The sequence below is a fragment of the Micromonospora sp. DT48 genome (genome assembly GCF_049844495.1).
Classification (GTDB): Bacteria; Actinomycetota; Actinomycetes; order Mycobacteriales; family Micromonosporaceae; genus Micromonospora.
The window spans coordinates 111,587-128,533 of sequence record NZ_JBNCLE010000015.1; the positions used below are offsets into that span (position 1 = coordinate 111,587).

Below are 16,947 nucleotides of genomic sequence, written 5' to 3' on the forward strand. Positions count from 1 at the left end.
CATGGCCGCGATAGACCCGGATCAGCTCACCGTCGAGGAGAAGCGGGCACTGCTGATCGAAGGACTCCGCCGCCGCCGGCAGCGCGAGTTTCCCGCATCGTTCCCGCAGCAGCGGATGTGGTTCCTCGATCAACTCATGCCCGGGAACACCTCCAACAACCTTCCCCGGGCCATCCGGATCACCGGACCGCTGGACATCGAGGCGTGGTCGAAGGCGGTCAACCGGATCGTCGAACGTCACGAGGCGCTGCGTACGACCTTCCGGGACGAGGACGGCAGCCCGGTGCAGGTCGTCCACCCCTGGCTGGAACCGGAACTCGTGGTCGAGGACCACCCGGAACTGGCCGCCCCGGACGCGTGGGACGCGATCCAGGAGCGGGCCCAGCGGGAGTTCAACCGGGCCTTCGACATCGAGACCGGCCCCCTGCTGCGCCTGAGGTTCCTCCGGCTGACCGCCGACGACCACATCCTGCTGGTCACCATCCACCACATCGCCGCCGACCTCTGGTCGACCACGCAGTTCCTCACCGAACTCGCGGCACTGTACGGGGAGATCACCGGCGGGCCCCGGGCGGAACTGCCCGAACTGCCGATCCAGTACTCGGACTACTCCCAGTGGCAACACCGCCGGATGCAGGAGGGGGCCGCCGCCCCCGATCTCGACTACTGGCGGCAGACGCTGGAGGGCGTCCCGGGCGGCATCGACCTGCCGGCCGACCGTCCCCGCCCGCCGGTCCAGGGCATCCGGGGCTCCACCGTCCTGTTCGAACTCGAACCGGCCATGTTCGACCGGCTGCGCGCGTTCTGCAAGGACGCGGGGGTCACCCCGTTCATGGCCACCCTGGCCGCCTTCTCCGTCCTGCTGGCGCGGGTCAGCCGCACCGACGACGTGGTCGTCGGGGTGCCCACCGCCAACCGGGACCGCGACGAGATCAAGCACCTGATCGGCTACTTCGTCAACATGCTGCCGATGCGGGTCCGGATCGACCCCGACGCAGACTTCCGGAACCTCGTCCAGCAGGTGCGGTCCACGGCGCTGGGTGCCTTCGCCCACCAGGAACTCTCCTTCGAGCAGATCGTCGACGCGGTCCAGCCCGAACGGGACGCGGCGCGCAGCCCGCTGTTCCAGGTGTCCTTCATCTACCAGAACATCGACATCCCGACGTTCTCGGCCGGTGGACTGTCGCTCGAACCGCTCGACATCCCGAGCCGTACGGCTCGTTTCGACCTGGAACTCCAGGTCTTCGAGAGCGCCGGGCTGACCGGCTGGTTCGAGTACAGCACCGACCTGTTCGACCCGCCGACCATCGAGCGGCTCGGGCGGGAACTCACCACCCTGATCGCCGGGCTGCTCGACGAGCCCGACAAGCCGGTGTCCGCCGTCAACCTCCTCGACCCGGCTGACCTACGGCAGATCGAAGCCCTCGGGCGGGGACCGCGCAAGGACTGGGGCGGCAGCGGCCTGGCCGACGACCTCGTCCGGCAGAGCGCGGCGCTGCGTCCCGACGACGTGGCCGTGATCGGCCGTGGGAAGTTGACGTACCGCGAGTTGATCAGCGAGGTGGACGCGCTGGCGGTCCGGCTCCAGGCGCGCGGGGTGGGCCGAGGCAGCCTCGTGGGCATCTGCCTGCCCCGGGACGAGCGGATCATCATCTCGCTGCTCGCCGTGCTCAGCTGCGGTGCCGCGTACGTGCCGATCGACCCCGCCTTCCCCGAGGCGCGGATCCGGCACACGGTCGAGGACTCCGGGCTGAGCCTCGCCATCGCCGTCGAGGAGACCAGCGGGCCGCTGGGCGGAGTGGCGATCGAGCTGCTGGACCTGCCGGGCAGCGCCCCGGCCACCGACGGTGGCTCGGTGCCGCGCCCGGTCGACGGGCGCAACGGTGGGGACACCGCGTACGTCATCTACACGTCGGGCTCCACCGGCGTGCCCAAGGGTGTCGTCGTACCGCACCGGGCACTCGACAACTTCCTGCGCTCGATGGCCGAGCGGCCCGGCATGTCGGCCGGTGAGGTCCTGGTCGCCGTGACCACCTTCTCGTTCGACATCTCCATGCTCGAACTGCTGCTGCCGCTGAGCATCGGCGGCACGGTGGTGCTGGCCGAGCGCGACGTGGTCGTCGACGCCGTCCGCCTGGCGGCGCTGATCGACGAGAGCGGCGCCGACCTCATGCAGGCCACGCCCACCACCTGGCGGATGCTGCTCGACCAGGGGTGGCGTCCGGCGGGCTCGTTCCGCGCGCTCGTCGGTGGGGAGGCCCTACCGCCCGCGCTGGCCACGGACCTGACGGCCGTCGTCGACGAGACGTGGAACATGTACGGCCCGACGGAGACGACCATCTGGTCCTCGGTCGACCGGGTGGGTGACGGTCCGGTCCGCCTGGGTGAGCCGATCGCCAACACCGACCTGCTGGTGGTGGAACCGAGCGGCCTGCCCGCGCCGATCGGTGTACCGGGTGAGCTGTGGATCGGTGGCAGCGGCGTGAGCCTCGGCTACTGGCAGCGCCCCGAGCTGACCGCCGACCGGTTCGTCTCCCGTGCCGACGGGGAAGGGCTCTGGTACCGCACCGGCGACCTGGTGCGCCGGGACAGCAACGGCGAACTCGAATTCCTCGGGCGGCTCGACCACCAGGTCAAGCTCCGGGGCTACCGGGTCGAACTCGGCGAGGTCGAAGCGGCCCTCCTGGCCGACGACACGATCGTCGAGGCGGTGGCGATCGTCCGTGAGGACACCCCCGGCGACCAGCGCCTGGTCGGCTACGTCCGGCTCGCCGACGGCGCCGGACCACTCGACCGCGCCGCCCTCCAGCGGCGGCTGGCCGACCGGCTGCCGGAGTACATGGTCCCGCCGGTGATCGTGGAGCAGGAGAGCTTCCCGCTCACCGCCAACGGGAAGATCAACCGGTCGGCGCTGCCCCGGCCGGGCATGGTCGAGCGCGAGTACGTCGCGCCGCGCAGCGCCACCGAGAAGGTCGTCGCGGCGATCTGGGAAGAGGTCCTGGGCGTGGACCGGATCGGTGTCCGGGACGACTTCTTCGCCCTCGGCGGGCACTCGCTGCTGAGCACCCGGGTGCTGGTCCGGGTCCGTACCGCCTTCGGGGTGAACGTTCCGCTCCAGCGGATCTTCCGGGATCCGACGGTCGCGGGTCTCGCGGTCGCGGTGGGCGAACTCGCCGACAGCCCGGAGACGGTCGAGCGGATGGCGGAGCTGATCCTCGAGATGTCGGACCTCGGCGACGACGAGGTCGCCGCCGAGCTGCGTGGCGAGGGCGACCGATGAGTCTCCGCCTGAACCTCAGCCCGGAGCGGCTCGCGCTGCTCGACAGTCGGCTGCGGGCCGAGGGCGTCCAACGGGGGCCACGGCTGACCGTCGAACGGCGCAGCGATCCGGCGCGTCCGGTGCTGCTCACCCCGCAACAGCGGCAGATGTGGATCCTCGACCAGATCGTGGGTGAGGTCTCGCCCTACGTGATCCTGGGCGGACTGCGCATCGACGGGCCGCTCGACGTGGAGCTGTTCACCCGGGCGTGCCGTGCCATGGCGCAACGCCACGAGTCACTGCGGACGGTCTTCCGGGACTTCGGGGACGGTCCCCGCCAGGTGGTGCTGGACAACCTGGAACCCCGCGTGACGGTGTCGGAGGTCGCGGGCGACCCAGTCGAGGCGATCCGGCGCCGCCAGGACGACATGGCGTTGGAGCCGTTCGACCTGGCGAACGGCTCACTGCTCCGCGTCGACGTGCTGCGCTTCGGCCCCGGCGATCACGGCGTGATCTTCGGGATGCACCACATCGTCTCGGACATGTGGTCGATCGGCGTGCTGATGCGCGAGGTGATGCAGATCTACGGCGGGCTGGTCCGGGGATCGGCCCCGCTCACCCCGCTGACCATCGACTACCCCGACTTCGCGCTCTGGCAGGCGGCCCGGGAGGGCGAGGACGAGGCCGCCGACATCGCGTACTGGACGGAGAAGCTCGCCGGTGCCGACCCGGAGACCGGGCTGGTGGGTGACCGTCCCCGCCCGGCGGAGAAGTCGTACCGGGGGCAGTCCGTACCGATCACCATCCCGGCTCCGGTAGCCGCCGGTGTCACCGCGCTGGCCAAGGAACTGGGCTGCACCCGGTTCATGGTGCTGGCCGCCGCGTTCGCGACGTTCCTCGTCCGGGTCGGTCAGAACGACGAGGTCGTGGTCGGCACCCCGGTCGCGGGTCGCCCACTGCCCGAGCTGGAAGGGCTGATCGGCTGCTTTGTCAACACCGTGGCCCTGCGCCTGGACGCCGCCGACGACCCGACCTTCGGCGAGTTGGTGAAGCGGACCGCGAGCACCGCGCTGGAGGCGTTCGCGCACGACCGGACGCCGTTCGAGAAGATCGTGCAGAGTCTCGCACCGGGCCGGAGTCTCTCGCGTAATCCCCTGTTCCAGGCGATGTTCTCGTTCCAGAACGCCCCGCTGCCGCAGTGGGACTACGGTGACCTGCGCATCCACCCGCTCGGCGTCGAGGCGTTGACGGCGAAGTTCGACATCCAGCTGGACCTCATCGAGGACGGCGACGCGCTCTGGGGCCGGCTCGTCTACAGCGCCGACCTGTTCGACGAGGCGCGCGGCGCACTGCTCGCGGAACAGCTCAACCGGGTGCTCAGGATCGCCGTCGCCAATCCCGGCCAGCGGGTGAGTGAGATCGACGTGCTCGACCTGGCGTGGCGGCGACGCATCCTCGCCTGGGGCGACGGCGGTGAACCGCAGACGCCGGACGCCGGCAACGTCTACGAGCTGGTCGCGCGGGCGGCGCAGCGGCATCCCGATGTCGTCGCCGTCGCGACCCACTCCGGCGACACGACCTACGCCGAACTCCTCGGCAACGCCGACCGACTGGCGGCGCGGCTCGCCGCCGCCGGGGTGAGCGCCGGGGACGTCGTCGGTCTGACGTACGAGACCGACGAACGCTTCCTCACGACGATGCTCGCCTGCTGGCGGCTGGGGGCGGCCTACCTTCCCCTCGATCCCGGGTGGCCGGACGAGCGGATCGCCTTCATGCTGCAGGACTGCGGCGCGTCGGTCGTCGTCGGGGACCGCGAGCCCGGCGGGTTCGTCCTTCTGGCCGCCGACAAGGCCGGGGAGGACCCGGCGCAGCCGCCGGCGGTCGACGCCGACCCCGGCCGGACCGCGTACGTGATCTTCACCTCCGGCACCACCGGGCGTCCCAAGGGGGTCGCCATCGCACAGCGGGCCCTCCTGCACTACGCCCGTAACGTGCCGCCGAGGCTCGGCTGGGGGCGGCCGGGGGAGAGCTACGCGCTGCTCCAGCAGGCCTACACCGACTTCGCGCTGACCACGCTCGTCACCTCGCTGACCACCGGCGGCACGCTGCGCGTCCTGGGGCGTACGGAGGCGACGGATCCGGCTGTCGTGGCCGCCACGCTCAACGAGGTCGACCACGCGAAGCTGGTCCCGTCGCACCTGATGGCGATCGTCGCGACGGCCGGTCCGGAGGCGGTCTGGCCGCGTCGCAGCCTCGTTCTCGGTGGCGAGGGCATCGCCGTCGACGACCTCGTGCGGCTCTGCACCGAGCGGCACGGGCGGCAGCTCGTCAACCACTACGGGCCGACGGAGACGACGATCGGAGCGCTCACCGGCCCGGTGGACGACGCCGACGTCGCACGCGGCACCCTCGCCCTCGGACGGCCCGTGCCGGGCATGCGCGCGCTCGTGCTGGACGCGGCGGGTCGGCTGGTGCCGCCCGGGGTGATCGGCGAGCTTCACCTGGCCGGCACCCAGGTGGCCGAGGGCTACGTCAATCGGGAGGAGCTGACCGCCGAGCGTTTCGTGCCGGACCCGTTCGGTCCGGCGGGCACGGTGATGTACCGGACGGGCGACCGCGTCTGGTGGGACATGGACGGCCGGATCCGGTTCCTCGGTCGGGTCGACCATCAGGTGAAGATCCGGGGCTACCGGATCGAGCCGGCCGAGGTGGAGATGGCGATCCTCGCCGCGCCCCGGGTGACCGCCTGCTGCGTGTGCGCCCGGTCGGACGAGAGCTCCGCCCGCCTGGTCGCGTACGTCACCGGCGAGCCGGGGGCGGAGCCCCTCACGCGGCGGGAGGTGCTGGACGCGGTGGCCCAGCGGCTGCCCGAGCACATGGTGCCCACCGATGTCGTCGTACTCGACGCGATGCCGTTGCAGAGCACCGGAAAGATCGACCGGGCCGCCCTGCCCTGGCCGGTCGCGACGGTCGACGACACCGCGTCGGTGGTCGCACCGGACGCGCCGGACGAACTGGCCATGGCCGAGGCGTTCGAGGCCGTCCTCGGTCGGCCGGTGCGTGACGCGCACGCCACCTTCTTCGACCTCGGTGGCGATTCGATCAAGGCGATCCACCTGGTCTCCGCAGCCCGCGAAGCGGGCTTCGAGCTGACCACCCGCGATGTCTTCCTACACCAGAGCGTCGCCGCGCTCGCCGCCGCCAGCCCGCGATCCGAGGTGCGGGTGGCCGTCCACGATCCGGGTACGGGAGTCGTCCCCACCTGGCCCGTGCTGGCGCGCATGCGCTCGGCGGGCACCCTGTTGACCGGGTACACGCACCGGGTACTGCTCCGGCTGCCGGTGGCGACCCGGCCCGCCGACCTGCAACGGGCGCTGGACGCCGTGGTCGCGCACCACCGCATCCTGGCGGCGCGACTGGAGACCGACCGCGAGGACTGGCGGCTGGTCGTACCCGACGAATCGACCGCCGCCAAGCTGGTCGTCGTCGACGCCGAGGGCCTGCCCGACGACGCTGTCGACCGGCTGGTCACGGCGCACGTCGGAGCCGTCAACAGCATCCTGGACCCCCGCGAGGGACGTAACGTCGCGGCGGTCCTGCTGAACCGGGGATCCGGCGAGCGCCCGCTGCTGGCCGTGGTCGTCCACCACCTCGTCGTCGACGCGGTGTCCTGGGGGATCGTCCTCGGTGACCTGCGCCGCGCGTGGCAGCGGATCGCCGCAGGCGGCCCCGGCGAGTTGCCGGCGGTGCCCGTGTCGATGCACACCTGGGCGCAGGCCGTCGTGGACCTCACCGACAGCGACGAGGTCCGCGACCGGGCCGGGTTCTGGCGGGAGGTCGGCGCCGGCACGACGGCCGTCCTCCCGGTGGCCGACGTGAGTGCCCCGACCCGTGAAATCGTCCAGCACGTCGACTCGCGACTCAGCGCCCGGCTGCTCGACACCACCGCGGTGGAGTTCGGCGTCGGTGTCGACGAGCTGTGCCTGACCGCGATGGGGATCGCGCTGGCCGAGACGTTCGAACCCGGCGTCGCCGAGGCGGACGTCCTCGTCGAGGTCGAGGGGCACGGTCGCGACGTGGCGGGAGCGGACACCGTCCGGACGGTCGGCTGGCTGACCGAGATCCACCCGGTCCGGGTGCCGGTACGCGCCGGAGCCACCCAGTCGGCGGTCACCCTGGCCGACACGGTCCGCACCACGGTGGGTGCCGTCCGCGCCGTGTCGGAGGTCGGCTGGACCTACGGCTTGCTGCGCTATCTCGACCCGGCCGGGCAGGAGCTGCTCGGCGCGCCGGACCCGCAGATCGTCTACAACCACCTCGGGTGGGTGGGGCAGCGTTCCGGCGACGGCGACTGGGAGGTCGACACCAGCCGGGCGGCGTCCCTGCGCGATCCCGCGCACGGCCTCGCGCCTCGGCTGACGCGTGCGCTCAACCTCAACACCCGCGTCGAGGGCGATGCCTCCGCTCCCCGGCTGGTGGCCGAGTGGACCTGGCCCGAGGGGGCGGTGTCGGACGAGACGGTCGCCGCCGTGACCCGGGCGTGGCAGGAGACGCTCGCCCGCCTCGCCGACGTCGCGGAAAGCGGCACGGGCGACATCCGGCTCACCCCTCGGCACTCGGGTGGACGCATCACGCGGGTGCCCCGGCGCCGGCCGATGCCGCTCTCCTTCCCCCAGCTCAACAACGTGCTCCAGCCCGCCGGTCTGGACAACCCGCACCACAACGTCGTCGTGGCCACGGTCCTGCAAGCCGCACCGGACGCCCCCGGGGCCACCGTCGACGTCGAGGCGCTGCGCCGCGCGCTGGTGGAGGTGGTACGCCGACACGAGGTGCTGCGTACCCGGGTCATGGAGATCGACGGCGAGTGGCGGCAGTTGGTGGTCGAGGAGCCGGCCTGGCCGCTGCGCGTCGTCGACGCCTCCGGGGCCGAGAACGCGTGGTCCGTCGTCACCGAGGTCATCGCGGACGAGCAGCGGGTGGGCTTCACCATGGCCGACGGCCGCCCGGTGCGCTCCGCGCTCGTGCACGTGGGCGACGGGCGTCACGTCCTGGTCATGGTGCTGCACCACATCGTGATCGACCCGTGGGGGTACAGCCAGCTGCAACGTGACCTGGCCACGGCGTACCAGAAGGCGATCGCGGGGGAGGACCCGCGCCTGGCGGCCCTGCCGGTGTCCTACCTGGACTTCGCGGTGTGGCAACAGGACCGCCTGGCCACGGGCGAACTCGACGAGCAGGTGAACTACTGGCGCGAGACGCTGCGTGACCTGCCCGCACCGCCGACCTTCAGCGCGCCGGAGCACCAGCTCGGACGCCCGGTCGACGGGTACACCCAGGGGTTCGTCCTCTCCGAGTCGGTCACCCGGGACGTGCACGAGGTGTCCCGGCGGCTCGGCGTCACGCCGTTCATGTTCCTCCTGGCGGCGTTCGACACCCTGCACGCCTGCTACTCCGGGTCGGACGACCTCAGCGTCACCGTGCCGCTCGCCGGTCGGGACCAGCCGGAGACGCAGTCGATGGTCGGGTACTTCATCAACGAGATCGTGGTCCGGGTACGCCTCGACTGGCGGAACTCCTTCGCCGACGTCGCGCGGCTGGTCCGGGACTCGTTCCTCCAGGGCCAGGCGAACCAGGAGGCGCCGCTGCGGCTGCTCTTCGGCGGCCAGCAGCAGCTCGACCCGATGCGGACCATGTTCAACCTGGTCAACTACGAGCCCTTCGCGCTCGACCTGGGTCCGCTGGTGTCCAGCCCGCTCTCCGACGTCGGCTCGGACAACGACGAGGCGATCATCCCCGAGGTGATCACGGCGATGCAGCCGTTCAACCTCGACTTCTACCTCGCCATGCACGAGCGCGACGGTGTCCTCAACGGCATCTGGCTCTTCTCGCCCGAGGTGGTCGACCGGGACGTGATGGGTGCGATGACCGAGGCGTTCCCCCGACTGGTGTCGATGGCGGTGGCCGATCCCGAGATGACCCTCACCGCCCTGCGTGACGCGGTCCTCGCCCGGATGTCCGAGGAGGACCGATGACCGCCGTCGAGCTGTTCTGCCTGCCGCACGCGGGTGGCAGCGCCGCGTTGTTCAGGCCGTGGACCAACGACGCTCCGCCCGGCATCGCCGTCACCGCCGTGGAGTACCCCGGGCGGGGCGCGCGCCGGCACGAGCCGATGCTGTGGGACCTCCGCGCGCTGGTCGACGACGTCATCCGCAGCTGCCGGCGGGCCTCGGGGCCGTACGCGCTGTTCGGTCACAGCCTGGGCGGGGCCCTCGCCCTGGAGGTGGTCCGGGAGCTGGCCCGACGCGGGGAACCGCAGCCGGTCCGGCTGATCGTCTCGGCGGCCGGACCACCCGGCACGGGGCAACGGCCGCGATCGTTGGCACAGGCCGACGACGCGGCGGTGCTCGCCGAGATGCGCCGCATCGGCGGCACTCCCGAGGCGCTGCTGCGCGAGCCGGAGATCCTCGGCGAGGTGCTGGAGGCGTTCCGGGCCGGCGTGGAGATCCTCCACCAGATGCCGCTGAAGCCGGCCGTGCTCCTCGACGTACCGGTGACGGTGCTCGGCGGGCTGGACGACCACGTCGTCCCCGCTTCGGCGCTGTCGCGCTGGGGTGAGACCACGGTCGGCCCGGTCAGCCAGACGATCTTCCCCGGCGGGCACTTCTTCGTCGTCCAGCACCGGCGGGCGGTGCTGGACACCGTGGCCCGTCAGCTCCGACAGGACCTGCTCCGCCCGCCAGCGGCTGTCGCGGTCGGGGCACGCCCCGCCCGCACCGCAGCCGCAGTCATCGACGAACGCCGACAAGACGAAAGGTACTGGCGTGACTAAGCCGGGCGTGGCCATCGTGACCGGTGGCAGTAGGGGCATCGGACGTTCGGTCGTCCTCGAACTGGCTCGCCAGGGCTACGACGTGGGCTTCTGCTTCGCGTCGCGGTCCGAGGCGGCCCAGGAGGTGGAGGACGAGGTCCGGGCCCTCGGGCGGGAGGTCTACTCGCGGCGGGCCGACGTCTCCGACCGGGCCCAGGTGGACACCTTCCTCGACGGTGCGCGGGACGCCCTGGGTCCGGTGACCTGCCTGGTCGCATCGGCCGCGGTCGTCCGTGACACCCCGCTGCTGACGATGCGGGACGAGGACTGGCAGCGGGTGATGCGAGTCGACCTCGACGGCGTCTACCACGTCTGCCGTGGCGTCGTCGAGGAGATGGTCACCCGCCGCCGTGGCGTCGTGATCACCCTGTCGTCGGTCTCCGGTATCCGGGGCAACCCGGGCCAGAGCAACTACTCCGCGGCCAAGGCGGGGATCGTCGGATTCACCCTGGCACTGGCGCAGGAGGTCGGCCGGTTCGGCATCCGCGCCAACGTGGTGGCGCCCGGTTTCGTGGAGACGGAGCAGGTCTCCGAGCTGCCCGAGGCGTTGCGCGCCGAGGCGAAGCGCCGGGCCGCGCTGCGGCGCTTCGGTCGCCCCGAGGAGGTGGCGGACGCCGTCTCCTTCCTGGCCTCGCCACGGGCGTCGTACATCACCGGGCAGGTCCTGACCGTCGACGGCGGCCTCTGGTGACAAAGCCCGACCGGCGCCGTTGGGCCGTTCTCGCCTTCGCCACGCTCGGACAGTTCGTCGTGGCGATCGACGTGACCGTGGCCAACGTCGCACTGCCCTCGATCCAGGCCGCCGTCGGGCTGTCGGACTCCACCCGTCAGTGGGTGGTCGCCGCCTACTCGCTGGCGTTCGCGGGGGCTCTCCTGTCGGGCGGACGGCTGGCCGACACCGTCGGGCATCGGCGGACGTTCGTCGCCGGGCTGGCCTCGTTCGGTCTCGCGTCGATCGTCGCCGGTTGCGCCCAGGAGCCGGTGCTCCTGCTGGTCGGCCGGGTCTGGCAGGGACTGTCGGGAGCGGTACTCGCGCCCTCGGCGCTCGCCATCGTCTCCGCGACGTTCCCTCGGGGACGCGACCGGGCCAGGGCGATGGGCATCTACAGCTCGGTGGCCGCCAGCGGCCTGGCCCTGGGCCTCGTCGTCGGCGGTCTGCTCACCCAGATCCTCACCTGGCGCTGGGCGTTCTGGTTCGTCCTGCCCTTCGTCGCGGTCGCGGCGGTGGGCGGGGCGACGCTGCTGCCCCGGGAGGCCCACGCGGTGCGGGTACCCCGCAACGACCTCGTGGGTGGAGGGCTGCTGCTGGCGGGCCTGGCCGCGCTCGCCCTCGGGGTGGCCCGCTCGCAGTCCGACGGCGTCGACCCGACGGTGGTCGCCCTGTTGGCGGCCGGTGTGCTGTCGATCGTGGCGCTGATCCTGGTGGAGCGCCGGGCGAGCGCTCCGCTGCTACCACCGGCGGTCGTGGCGCAGCCGGCCCGGGCCGGGGCCTACCTCGTCACGACGTGCGTGCTGATGGGCCTGTTCGGCCTCTTCATCCTGGCGACCTTCTACCTACAGGACGTCAAGGGGTACTCCCCGGTGGCGACGGGGCTGGCGTTCATCCCCCTGGTCGTGAGCATGGCGTTGGGGGCGACGGTGCTCTCCGGTCGGTTCGCCAACACCCATCCCCGACTGCTCATCCTGGCCGGACTCGGCCTCGCGGTGACCGCAGTCATGATCATGCGGCAGCTGAACCCCACCAGTTCCTACGTGACAGTGCTGCTGCCGGCCGAGATCCTCCTCGGCTTCGGGCTGGGGACGGTCCTCGTCCCGTGCACGAACATCTCGACCTACGGAGTCGTCCCGGGCAACGCGGCCGCGGCGTCGGCGATCTACGCGGCGGTCCAGCAGGTGAGTGCCGCGATCGGCACCATCGTCCTCAACGGAATGGCGGCCGCCGGCGCGGCCTCCTGGGCAGCGGCGCACCCCGACGCCGCGCCGTTCGAGAACACCATCGCCGGCCTGGTCGACGCCCTGGGGCTCACCATCGGGCTCCTGGTCCTGGCGGCGGTGGTGGCCGTGCTGTTCATCCGACCCACCGAGCCATCGGGTCCCGCCCCGCCGAACCGGTCGCCGGACTCCGGTGACCTCGCCATGGCCGCGCACCCGACATCCCGTACTAGCAGGGAGGAACCCTGATGACGCAGGCGACGACCGAACTAACGTCGGTCATGCGGCGGCAGTTTCTCGAGCAGATGCTCGTCGCCCGAGCGGTCGACGAGGAGGCGATCCTGCTGCGTAAGCAGGGGCTCATCGACCTCTGGGCGCCGTGTACCGGCCAGGAGGCCCTCCAAGTGGGCGCGGCGTACGCCCTCGACGGGCTGGTCATCGTGCCGTCCTACCGGGAGGCGGCGGTGGCCCTGGTCCGCGGGGCGACGCCGGAGCAGGTCGTCGCCGGTTGGTCGGGTCGGTCGTTCTGTGGCTGGCAGCCGCGACCGCTCCGGATGTTCCCGTTCACCCTCGTGCTCGCCAGCCAGATGCTCCCTGCGGTGGGTTATGCGCTCGGCACCCGCATCCAGGGGCGGGAGGAACCCGTCGCGGTCTTCTTCGGCGACGGCGCGAGCAGTGAGGGCGATGCCGCCGAGGCGTTCAACCTCGCGGCGGTCGAGCGGGCCAGCGTCCTGTTCCTGAACGTGAACAACGGGTGGGCGATCTCCAAGCCCACGTCCGAGCAGATGCGGACGAGCATCGCCGAGCGGGCGGCCGGCTTCGGCATCGCCTCCCGTCAGGTGGACGGTCGCGATCCCGAGATCGTCTACGAGGCCGTCACCGCCGAGCTGCGGCTGCTGGCCACCGAGCCCGGCCCTCGCCTGATCGAGTTCTCCGTCGACCGGATCCTCAGCCACACCAGCTCGGACACCCAGGAGATCTACCGCGACGAGGCGGACATCGCGGCGGCGGTCAGCCGGGATCCGGTGGTCGCCTACCGTCGGCGCCTGCTCGAGGACGGGACCGTCGACCCGGACTGGCTCGCCGACATGGAACGGCGGACCAGCGACCTGCGCGCAGACCTGCTGAAGGAGTACACCCGATGACGCAACCGAGAAGCCAGACCCTGGCGGCAAGCATCAACTCCTCGCTGGCGGGGCTCATGGAGGTCGACGACCGTATCGTCCTGCTCGGCGAGGACATCGGCCGCCTCGGGGGAGTGTTCCGGGTGACCCGTGGCCTCCAGGCCAGGTTCGGCGCGGACCGGGTGCGGGACACCACCCTGGCCGAGTCCAGCATCGTCGGGCAGGCCATCGGCATGTCCCTCAGTGGACTGCTGCCCATCTGCGAGATCCAGTTCGACGGCTTCTGCTTCCCGGCCGCGAACCAGCTCATCACCCAGGCGGCCCGGCTGCGCGGCAGGTGGGGCGGCACCGACGACCTGCACCTGGTGGTGCGGATTCCGTCCGGGGGTGGCACCCGGGGAGTGGAGCACCACTCGGAGTCCAACGAGAGCATCTTCGCCGCCGTCCCCGGGCTCCGGGTGGCCTACCCGAGCACCGGCGAGGACCATCGCGCGGTCATCGACGAGGCACTGGCCACGCCCGGCCCGGTCCTGCTCTACGAGCCCATCCGGCTCTACTGGAAGCGGGTGCCGCCCGCCCCGGCCGCCGTGCCGCCCCGCAACCCCATGGCGGTACGCACCCTGCGGCCCGGAGCCGACGTCACGCTGGTCACCTACGGCGCGATGACCCTGACGGCGCTGGCCGCCGCCGAGGAGGTCGCCGGTGAGGTCGACGTCGAGGTGCTGGACCTGCGCTGGATCTCCCCGATCGACCACGAAGGGGTGCTGGAGTCCGTGCGTCGGACCGGTCGGCTGCTCGTCGTCCAGGAGTCCTGCCTCACCCACGGCGTCGGCGCCGAGGTGGCCGCGACCGTGGCCGAGCACGCGTTCACCTCACTGAAAGCCCCGGTACGGCGGATGGGCGCACCGCACGAGCCGATGCCGCCGGCCAACGACGAATACCACTACGTCGTGCAGCAGAAGGACATCGTCCAGGCCCTACTGGAGGTCGCGTCATGAGCCATGGATCGGTCGAGATCTGTGTTCCCCCGTTCGGACAGGGCCTCGAAGAGGTGCTGCTGATCGAGTGGGCGGTCAAGCCCGGCCAGGAGATCAGCCGGGGTGACGCGGTGGTCGAGGTCGAGACGGCCAAGGCCACCCAGGAGGTCATCGCCGAACGTGCGGGAGTCATCGAATCACTACTGGCGGAGCCCGGCGCCATGTTGAACGTCGGCGATCCGCTCTACCGGCTTCAGGTAACCGAAACCATCAACGAGAGCGAGAAGTCATGAACAGCGCGGTCACCCTCGAACAGATCCCCCAGGTCGTGCTCGACGTCGTGACGGAGAAACTGTCCGCGTACGACGAGCAGGCCGACGAGACGGTCCTGGACGAGAAGATCGCCCAGCTCCCCTTCGACAGCCTCGACTCGCTGGAGGTCACCCACGAGTTGGAGCGCCGGCTCCACGTCCAGACCGACGCGGCGACCGTCGCCGCGTTCGAGACGTACCGCGATTACGTCCCGTACCTGCAGTCGCTGGTGGAGTCGTCGTGGCAGCAGGGCTGACCGACGTTCAGGCCTGGGTTCCGCCGGACCGGATCTCCAACGAGCACTTCACCGGCATCTCGCTCACCGACGCCTGGATCACCCGACGCACCGGGATCCACAGCAGGGCCTGGTTCGCCGAGGACGCCGATCTCGCCGAGGCCGCGGCCGACGTCGTACGCACCGTCGTCGAGCGTGGTCCGGACCGTACGCGGATCGGGGCGCTGCTGCTGGTGAGCACGTCGAGCGACGCGCGGGTGCCGGGGCTGGCGCAGGCGGTGGCGACCCGAGCGGGTCTCCCGCCGTCCGTGCTCAGCGTGGACCTGAACGCCGCCTGCTGCGGCACGGTGTACGCGTTGACGATGGCGCTGGGCATGGTGACCTCCGGGACGGTGTCGGAGGCGCTGGTCTGCTCGGTGGAGGCGATGTCGCGCATCACCGACCAGCAGGACCGCCAGACCGCCTTCCTGTTCGGTGACGGCATCGGCGTGCTGCGGGTGGCGGACCGCGAGCAGTTCGCCCCCGCCAGCTCGGTCGCCGGATGCGACGCCGCCTTCGGCGAACTGATGAAGATGGGGCCGAACGGCGTCCAGATCCGGGGCACCGAGGTCTACGAACGCGCCGTTTCCCGGATGGTGCGGGTACTCGCCGACGTCTCGACGGACTTCAAGCCGGACGTCGTCGTCGCCCACCAGGCCAACGGCCGGATCCTGGAGGAGGTACGCCGCAGGCTTCCCGCCCCCGCGCCGATCTTCGTCAACCGCATCGCCGACCTGGGGAACACCTCGTCGGCGTCCATCCCCCTCGCCTTCGCCGCCGAGCTGACCGACGGCGCGGTCGCCCGCCGGGCCCGGCTCGCCGCCGTCGCCTACGGCGCCGGAGAAGCCTGGGGTGGGGTCTCCGTCGACTACGACATCGACCATGAACTACCCGTCGGACCGCATCCGATCGCGGAAGGTGAGGCGTGATGGTGGCGACCGAGGCGTGGGTTCTGCCCGCCGCGGCCATGGCCCCGGACTGGGACGGCACCGCAGGTGGCGCCCTGCAACGCAGGGTTGTCGAGATCGGCGCACCCGGGCCGGGTGAGGCGCTCGTCGAACCGCTGCTCGGCGCGTGGGAGGCGAACATCGACCACGCCCTGACCCGTACGCCGATCGACGTGTGCAGCGCCCGGGGCGAGGAGTCGGTCATCCTGGGTAATCTCGGCGTCGTCCGGGTGCTGACCAGCAACCCCGTTCCCGGTGGGCCCTCGGTGGAGCCCGGCACGGTGTGCCTGTTGATGCCGTTCGGGCGGCTGGACCGCCACGGCTACGTCGAACTCGTGCACGCGTACGACTGCCCCGGCACCATGGGACTGCTCGCCAAGCGCAGCGTCCTGCCGCTGGCGAACCTGCTTCCGATACCCGAGTCGACGCCCTACAGCATCGAGCAGTGGGCCACCTACGGTCGGTACTTCACGGCCTGGGACAACTGGCGCGCAGCCCTGGGCTGCTGGCGGACCCAGCTGCCCGACGCCGATCCGGCGGAGCACCTGGTGCTCGGCTGGGGCGGCGGCGTGGCACTGGCCGAGCTGACGCTGGCCGCCCGCGCGGGCTTCCGGACCGCCATGACCGTCGGTAGCGACGAGCGCCGCGAACTGGTCGAGAAGTCCGGCATCACCGCTCTCGACCGGCGGAACTGGCCGGGGCTCCAGGTGCCGGCCCGGGGTGCTACGCCGGACGAGGTCGCCCGGCACGAGGAGTCGGTGGCCGCGTTCGTCGCCACGGTGCGGGAACTCAGCGACGGGGCGGGTGCCTCGATCCTCATCGACAACATCGGCACGCCACTGTGGAAGCTAAGCTCCGCCGTGCTGGCCCGTCAGGGCGTGATCTCGACGTGCGGATGGAAGGCCGGGATGCGTATCCCGGTGCTGCGGGGAGCCGAGTGCATGGCTCGGCACCTGCATGTCAACACGCATGTGTGGCGTAGCCATGACGTTTCGACCATCCGGGACGTCATGGAGACGACCGAGTTCCTCCCCCCGCAGCAGGCGATCGAGGTATGGGACTTCGACGACGTCCCGTCCCTCGCGCAGGCATACAACCAGGACCGGGTGGCGTCCTACTTCGCGCTATACCGCGTGAACGACTGATGAGCGACGAGTCCGCCGCCGGGCGAGCCAACCGGCTGGCGGCGGACACGCTCGGCGCCGACCCGGCGTCCGACCGGCCGGCGGGCGAACCGGTACCCGCCCGGATCTC

At 71.4% G+C, this 16,947-nt stretch carries 11 protein-coding genes; all 11 read left to right on the top strand.

Annotated elements, in window-relative coordinates; genetic code table 11:
- Window position 1 precedes the first annotated feature (1 nt).
- From ACLQ2S_RS19390 to ACLQ2S_RS19440, 11 genes are read left to right on the top strand one after another with little or no spacing between them, the layout of a single operon-like run.
- Complete coding sequence (locus ACLQ2S_RS19390) at window positions 2-3,280, top strand: non-ribosomal peptide synthetase (protein WP_425702249.1); 3,279 nt, start codon at window positions 2-4, stop codon at window positions 3,278-3,280.
- Window positions 3,277-9,291, top strand: coding sequence for an amino acid adenylation domain-containing protein (locus ACLQ2S_RS19395; protein ID WP_425702250.1), 6,015 nt, complete (start codon window positions 3,277-3,279; stop codon window positions 9,289-9,291). The genes ACLQ2S_RS19390 and ACLQ2S_RS19395 overlap by 4 nt, the downstream gene beginning before the upstream one ends.
- A complete protein-coding gene (locus ACLQ2S_RS19400; protein ID WP_155215048.1) occupies window positions 9,288-10,088 on the top strand; it encodes a thioesterase II family protein in 801 nt (266 codons plus the stop codon). Before ACLQ2S_RS19395 ends, ACLQ2S_RS19400 begins: the two co-directional genes overlap by 4 nt.
- Window positions 10,081-10,818: a 3-oxoacyl-ACP reductase FabG gene (fabG, locus tag ACLQ2S_RS19405; RefSeq protein WP_309222627.1), complete on the top strand. Its 738-nt coding sequence runs from the start codon at window positions 10,081-10,083 to the stop codon at window positions 10,816-10,818. The genes ACLQ2S_RS19400 and fabG overlap by 8 nt, the downstream gene beginning before the upstream one ends.
- Window positions 10,815-12,308, top strand: a complete 1,494-nt coding sequence (locus ACLQ2S_RS19410; RefSeq protein ID WP_196222449.1) for an MFS transporter — start codon at window positions 10,815-10,817, stop codon at window positions 12,306-12,308. The genes fabG and ACLQ2S_RS19410 overlap by 4 nt, the downstream gene beginning before the upstream one ends.
- Window positions 12,308-13,204 carry a thiamine pyrophosphate-dependent dehydrogenase E1 component subunit alpha gene (locus ACLQ2S_RS19415; RefSeq protein ID WP_155215046.1) on the top strand — a complete coding sequence of 299 codons (897 nt, stop codon included), beginning with the start codon at window positions 12,308-12,310 and terminating at the stop codon, window positions 13,202-13,204. The genes ACLQ2S_RS19410 and ACLQ2S_RS19415 overlap by 1 nt, the downstream gene beginning before the upstream one ends.
- Window positions 13,201-14,181 carry an alpha-ketoacid dehydrogenase subunit beta gene (locus ACLQ2S_RS19420; protein ID WP_425702251.1) on the top strand — a complete coding sequence of 327 codons (981 nt, stop codon included), beginning with the start codon at window positions 13,201-13,203 and terminating at the stop codon, window positions 14,179-14,181. Before ACLQ2S_RS19415 ends, ACLQ2S_RS19420 begins: the two co-directional genes overlap by 4 nt.
- Entirely contained in the window at window positions 14,178-14,453 is a 276-nt protein-coding gene (locus ACLQ2S_RS19425) for a biotin/lipoyl-containing protein (protein ID WP_155215044.1), read from the top strand. Before ACLQ2S_RS19420 ends, ACLQ2S_RS19425 begins: the two co-directional genes overlap by 4 nt.
- A complete protein-coding gene (locus ACLQ2S_RS19430; protein ID WP_155215043.1) occupies window positions 14,450-14,728 on the top strand; it encodes an acyl carrier protein in 279 nt (92 codons plus the stop codon). Before ACLQ2S_RS19425 ends, ACLQ2S_RS19430 begins: the two co-directional genes overlap by 4 nt.
- Window positions 14,713-15,675 (top strand): 3-oxoacyl-[acyl-carrier-protein] synthase III C-terminal domain-containing protein, encoded by a 963-nt coding sequence (locus ACLQ2S_RS19435; RefSeq protein ID WP_309222626.1) that lies wholly within the window; start codon window positions 14,713-14,715, stop codon window positions 15,673-15,675. Before ACLQ2S_RS19430 ends, ACLQ2S_RS19435 begins: the two co-directional genes overlap by 16 nt.
- Entirely contained in the window at window positions 15,675-16,838 is a 1,164-nt protein-coding gene (locus tag ACLQ2S_RS19440) for a zinc-binding dehydrogenase (RefSeq protein ID WP_230462275.1), read from the top strand. Before ACLQ2S_RS19435 ends, ACLQ2S_RS19440 begins: the two co-directional genes overlap by 1 nt.
- Window positions 16,839-16,947 lie beyond the last annotated feature (109 nt).

Coding starts and splice junctions, on each gene's coding strand:
- ACLQ2S_RS19390 (WP_425702249.1), top strand. CDS start 2: ATGGCCGCGATAGACCCGGATCAGCTCACCGTCGAGGAGAAGCGGGCA.
- ACLQ2S_RS19400 (WP_155215048.1), top strand. CDS start 9,288: ATGACCGCCGTCGAGCTGTTCTGCCTGCCGCACGCGGGTGGCAGCGCC.
- ACLQ2S_RS19425 (WP_155215044.1), top strand. CDS start 14,178: ATGAGCCATGGATCGGTCGAGATCTGTGTTCCCCCGTTCGGACAGGGC.
- ACLQ2S_RS19395 (WP_425702250.1), top strand. CDS start 3,277: ATGAGTCTCCGCCTGAACCTCAGCCCGGAGCGGCTCGCGCTGCTCGAC.
- ACLQ2S_RS19430 (WP_155215043.1), top strand. CDS start 14,450: ATGAACAGCGCGGTCACCCTCGAACAGATCCCCCAGGTCGTGCTCGAC.
- ACLQ2S_RS19415 (WP_155215046.1), top strand. CDS start 12,308: ATGACGCAGGCGACGACCGAACTAACGTCGGTCATGCGGCGGCAGTTT.
- ACLQ2S_RS19440 (WP_230462275.1), top strand. CDS start 15,675: ATGGTGGCGACCGAGGCGTGGGTTCTGCCCGCCGCGGCCATGGCCCCG.
- ACLQ2S_RS19420 (WP_425702251.1), top strand. CDS start 13,201: ATGACGCAACCGAGAAGCCAGACCCTGGCGGCAAGCATCAACTCCTCG.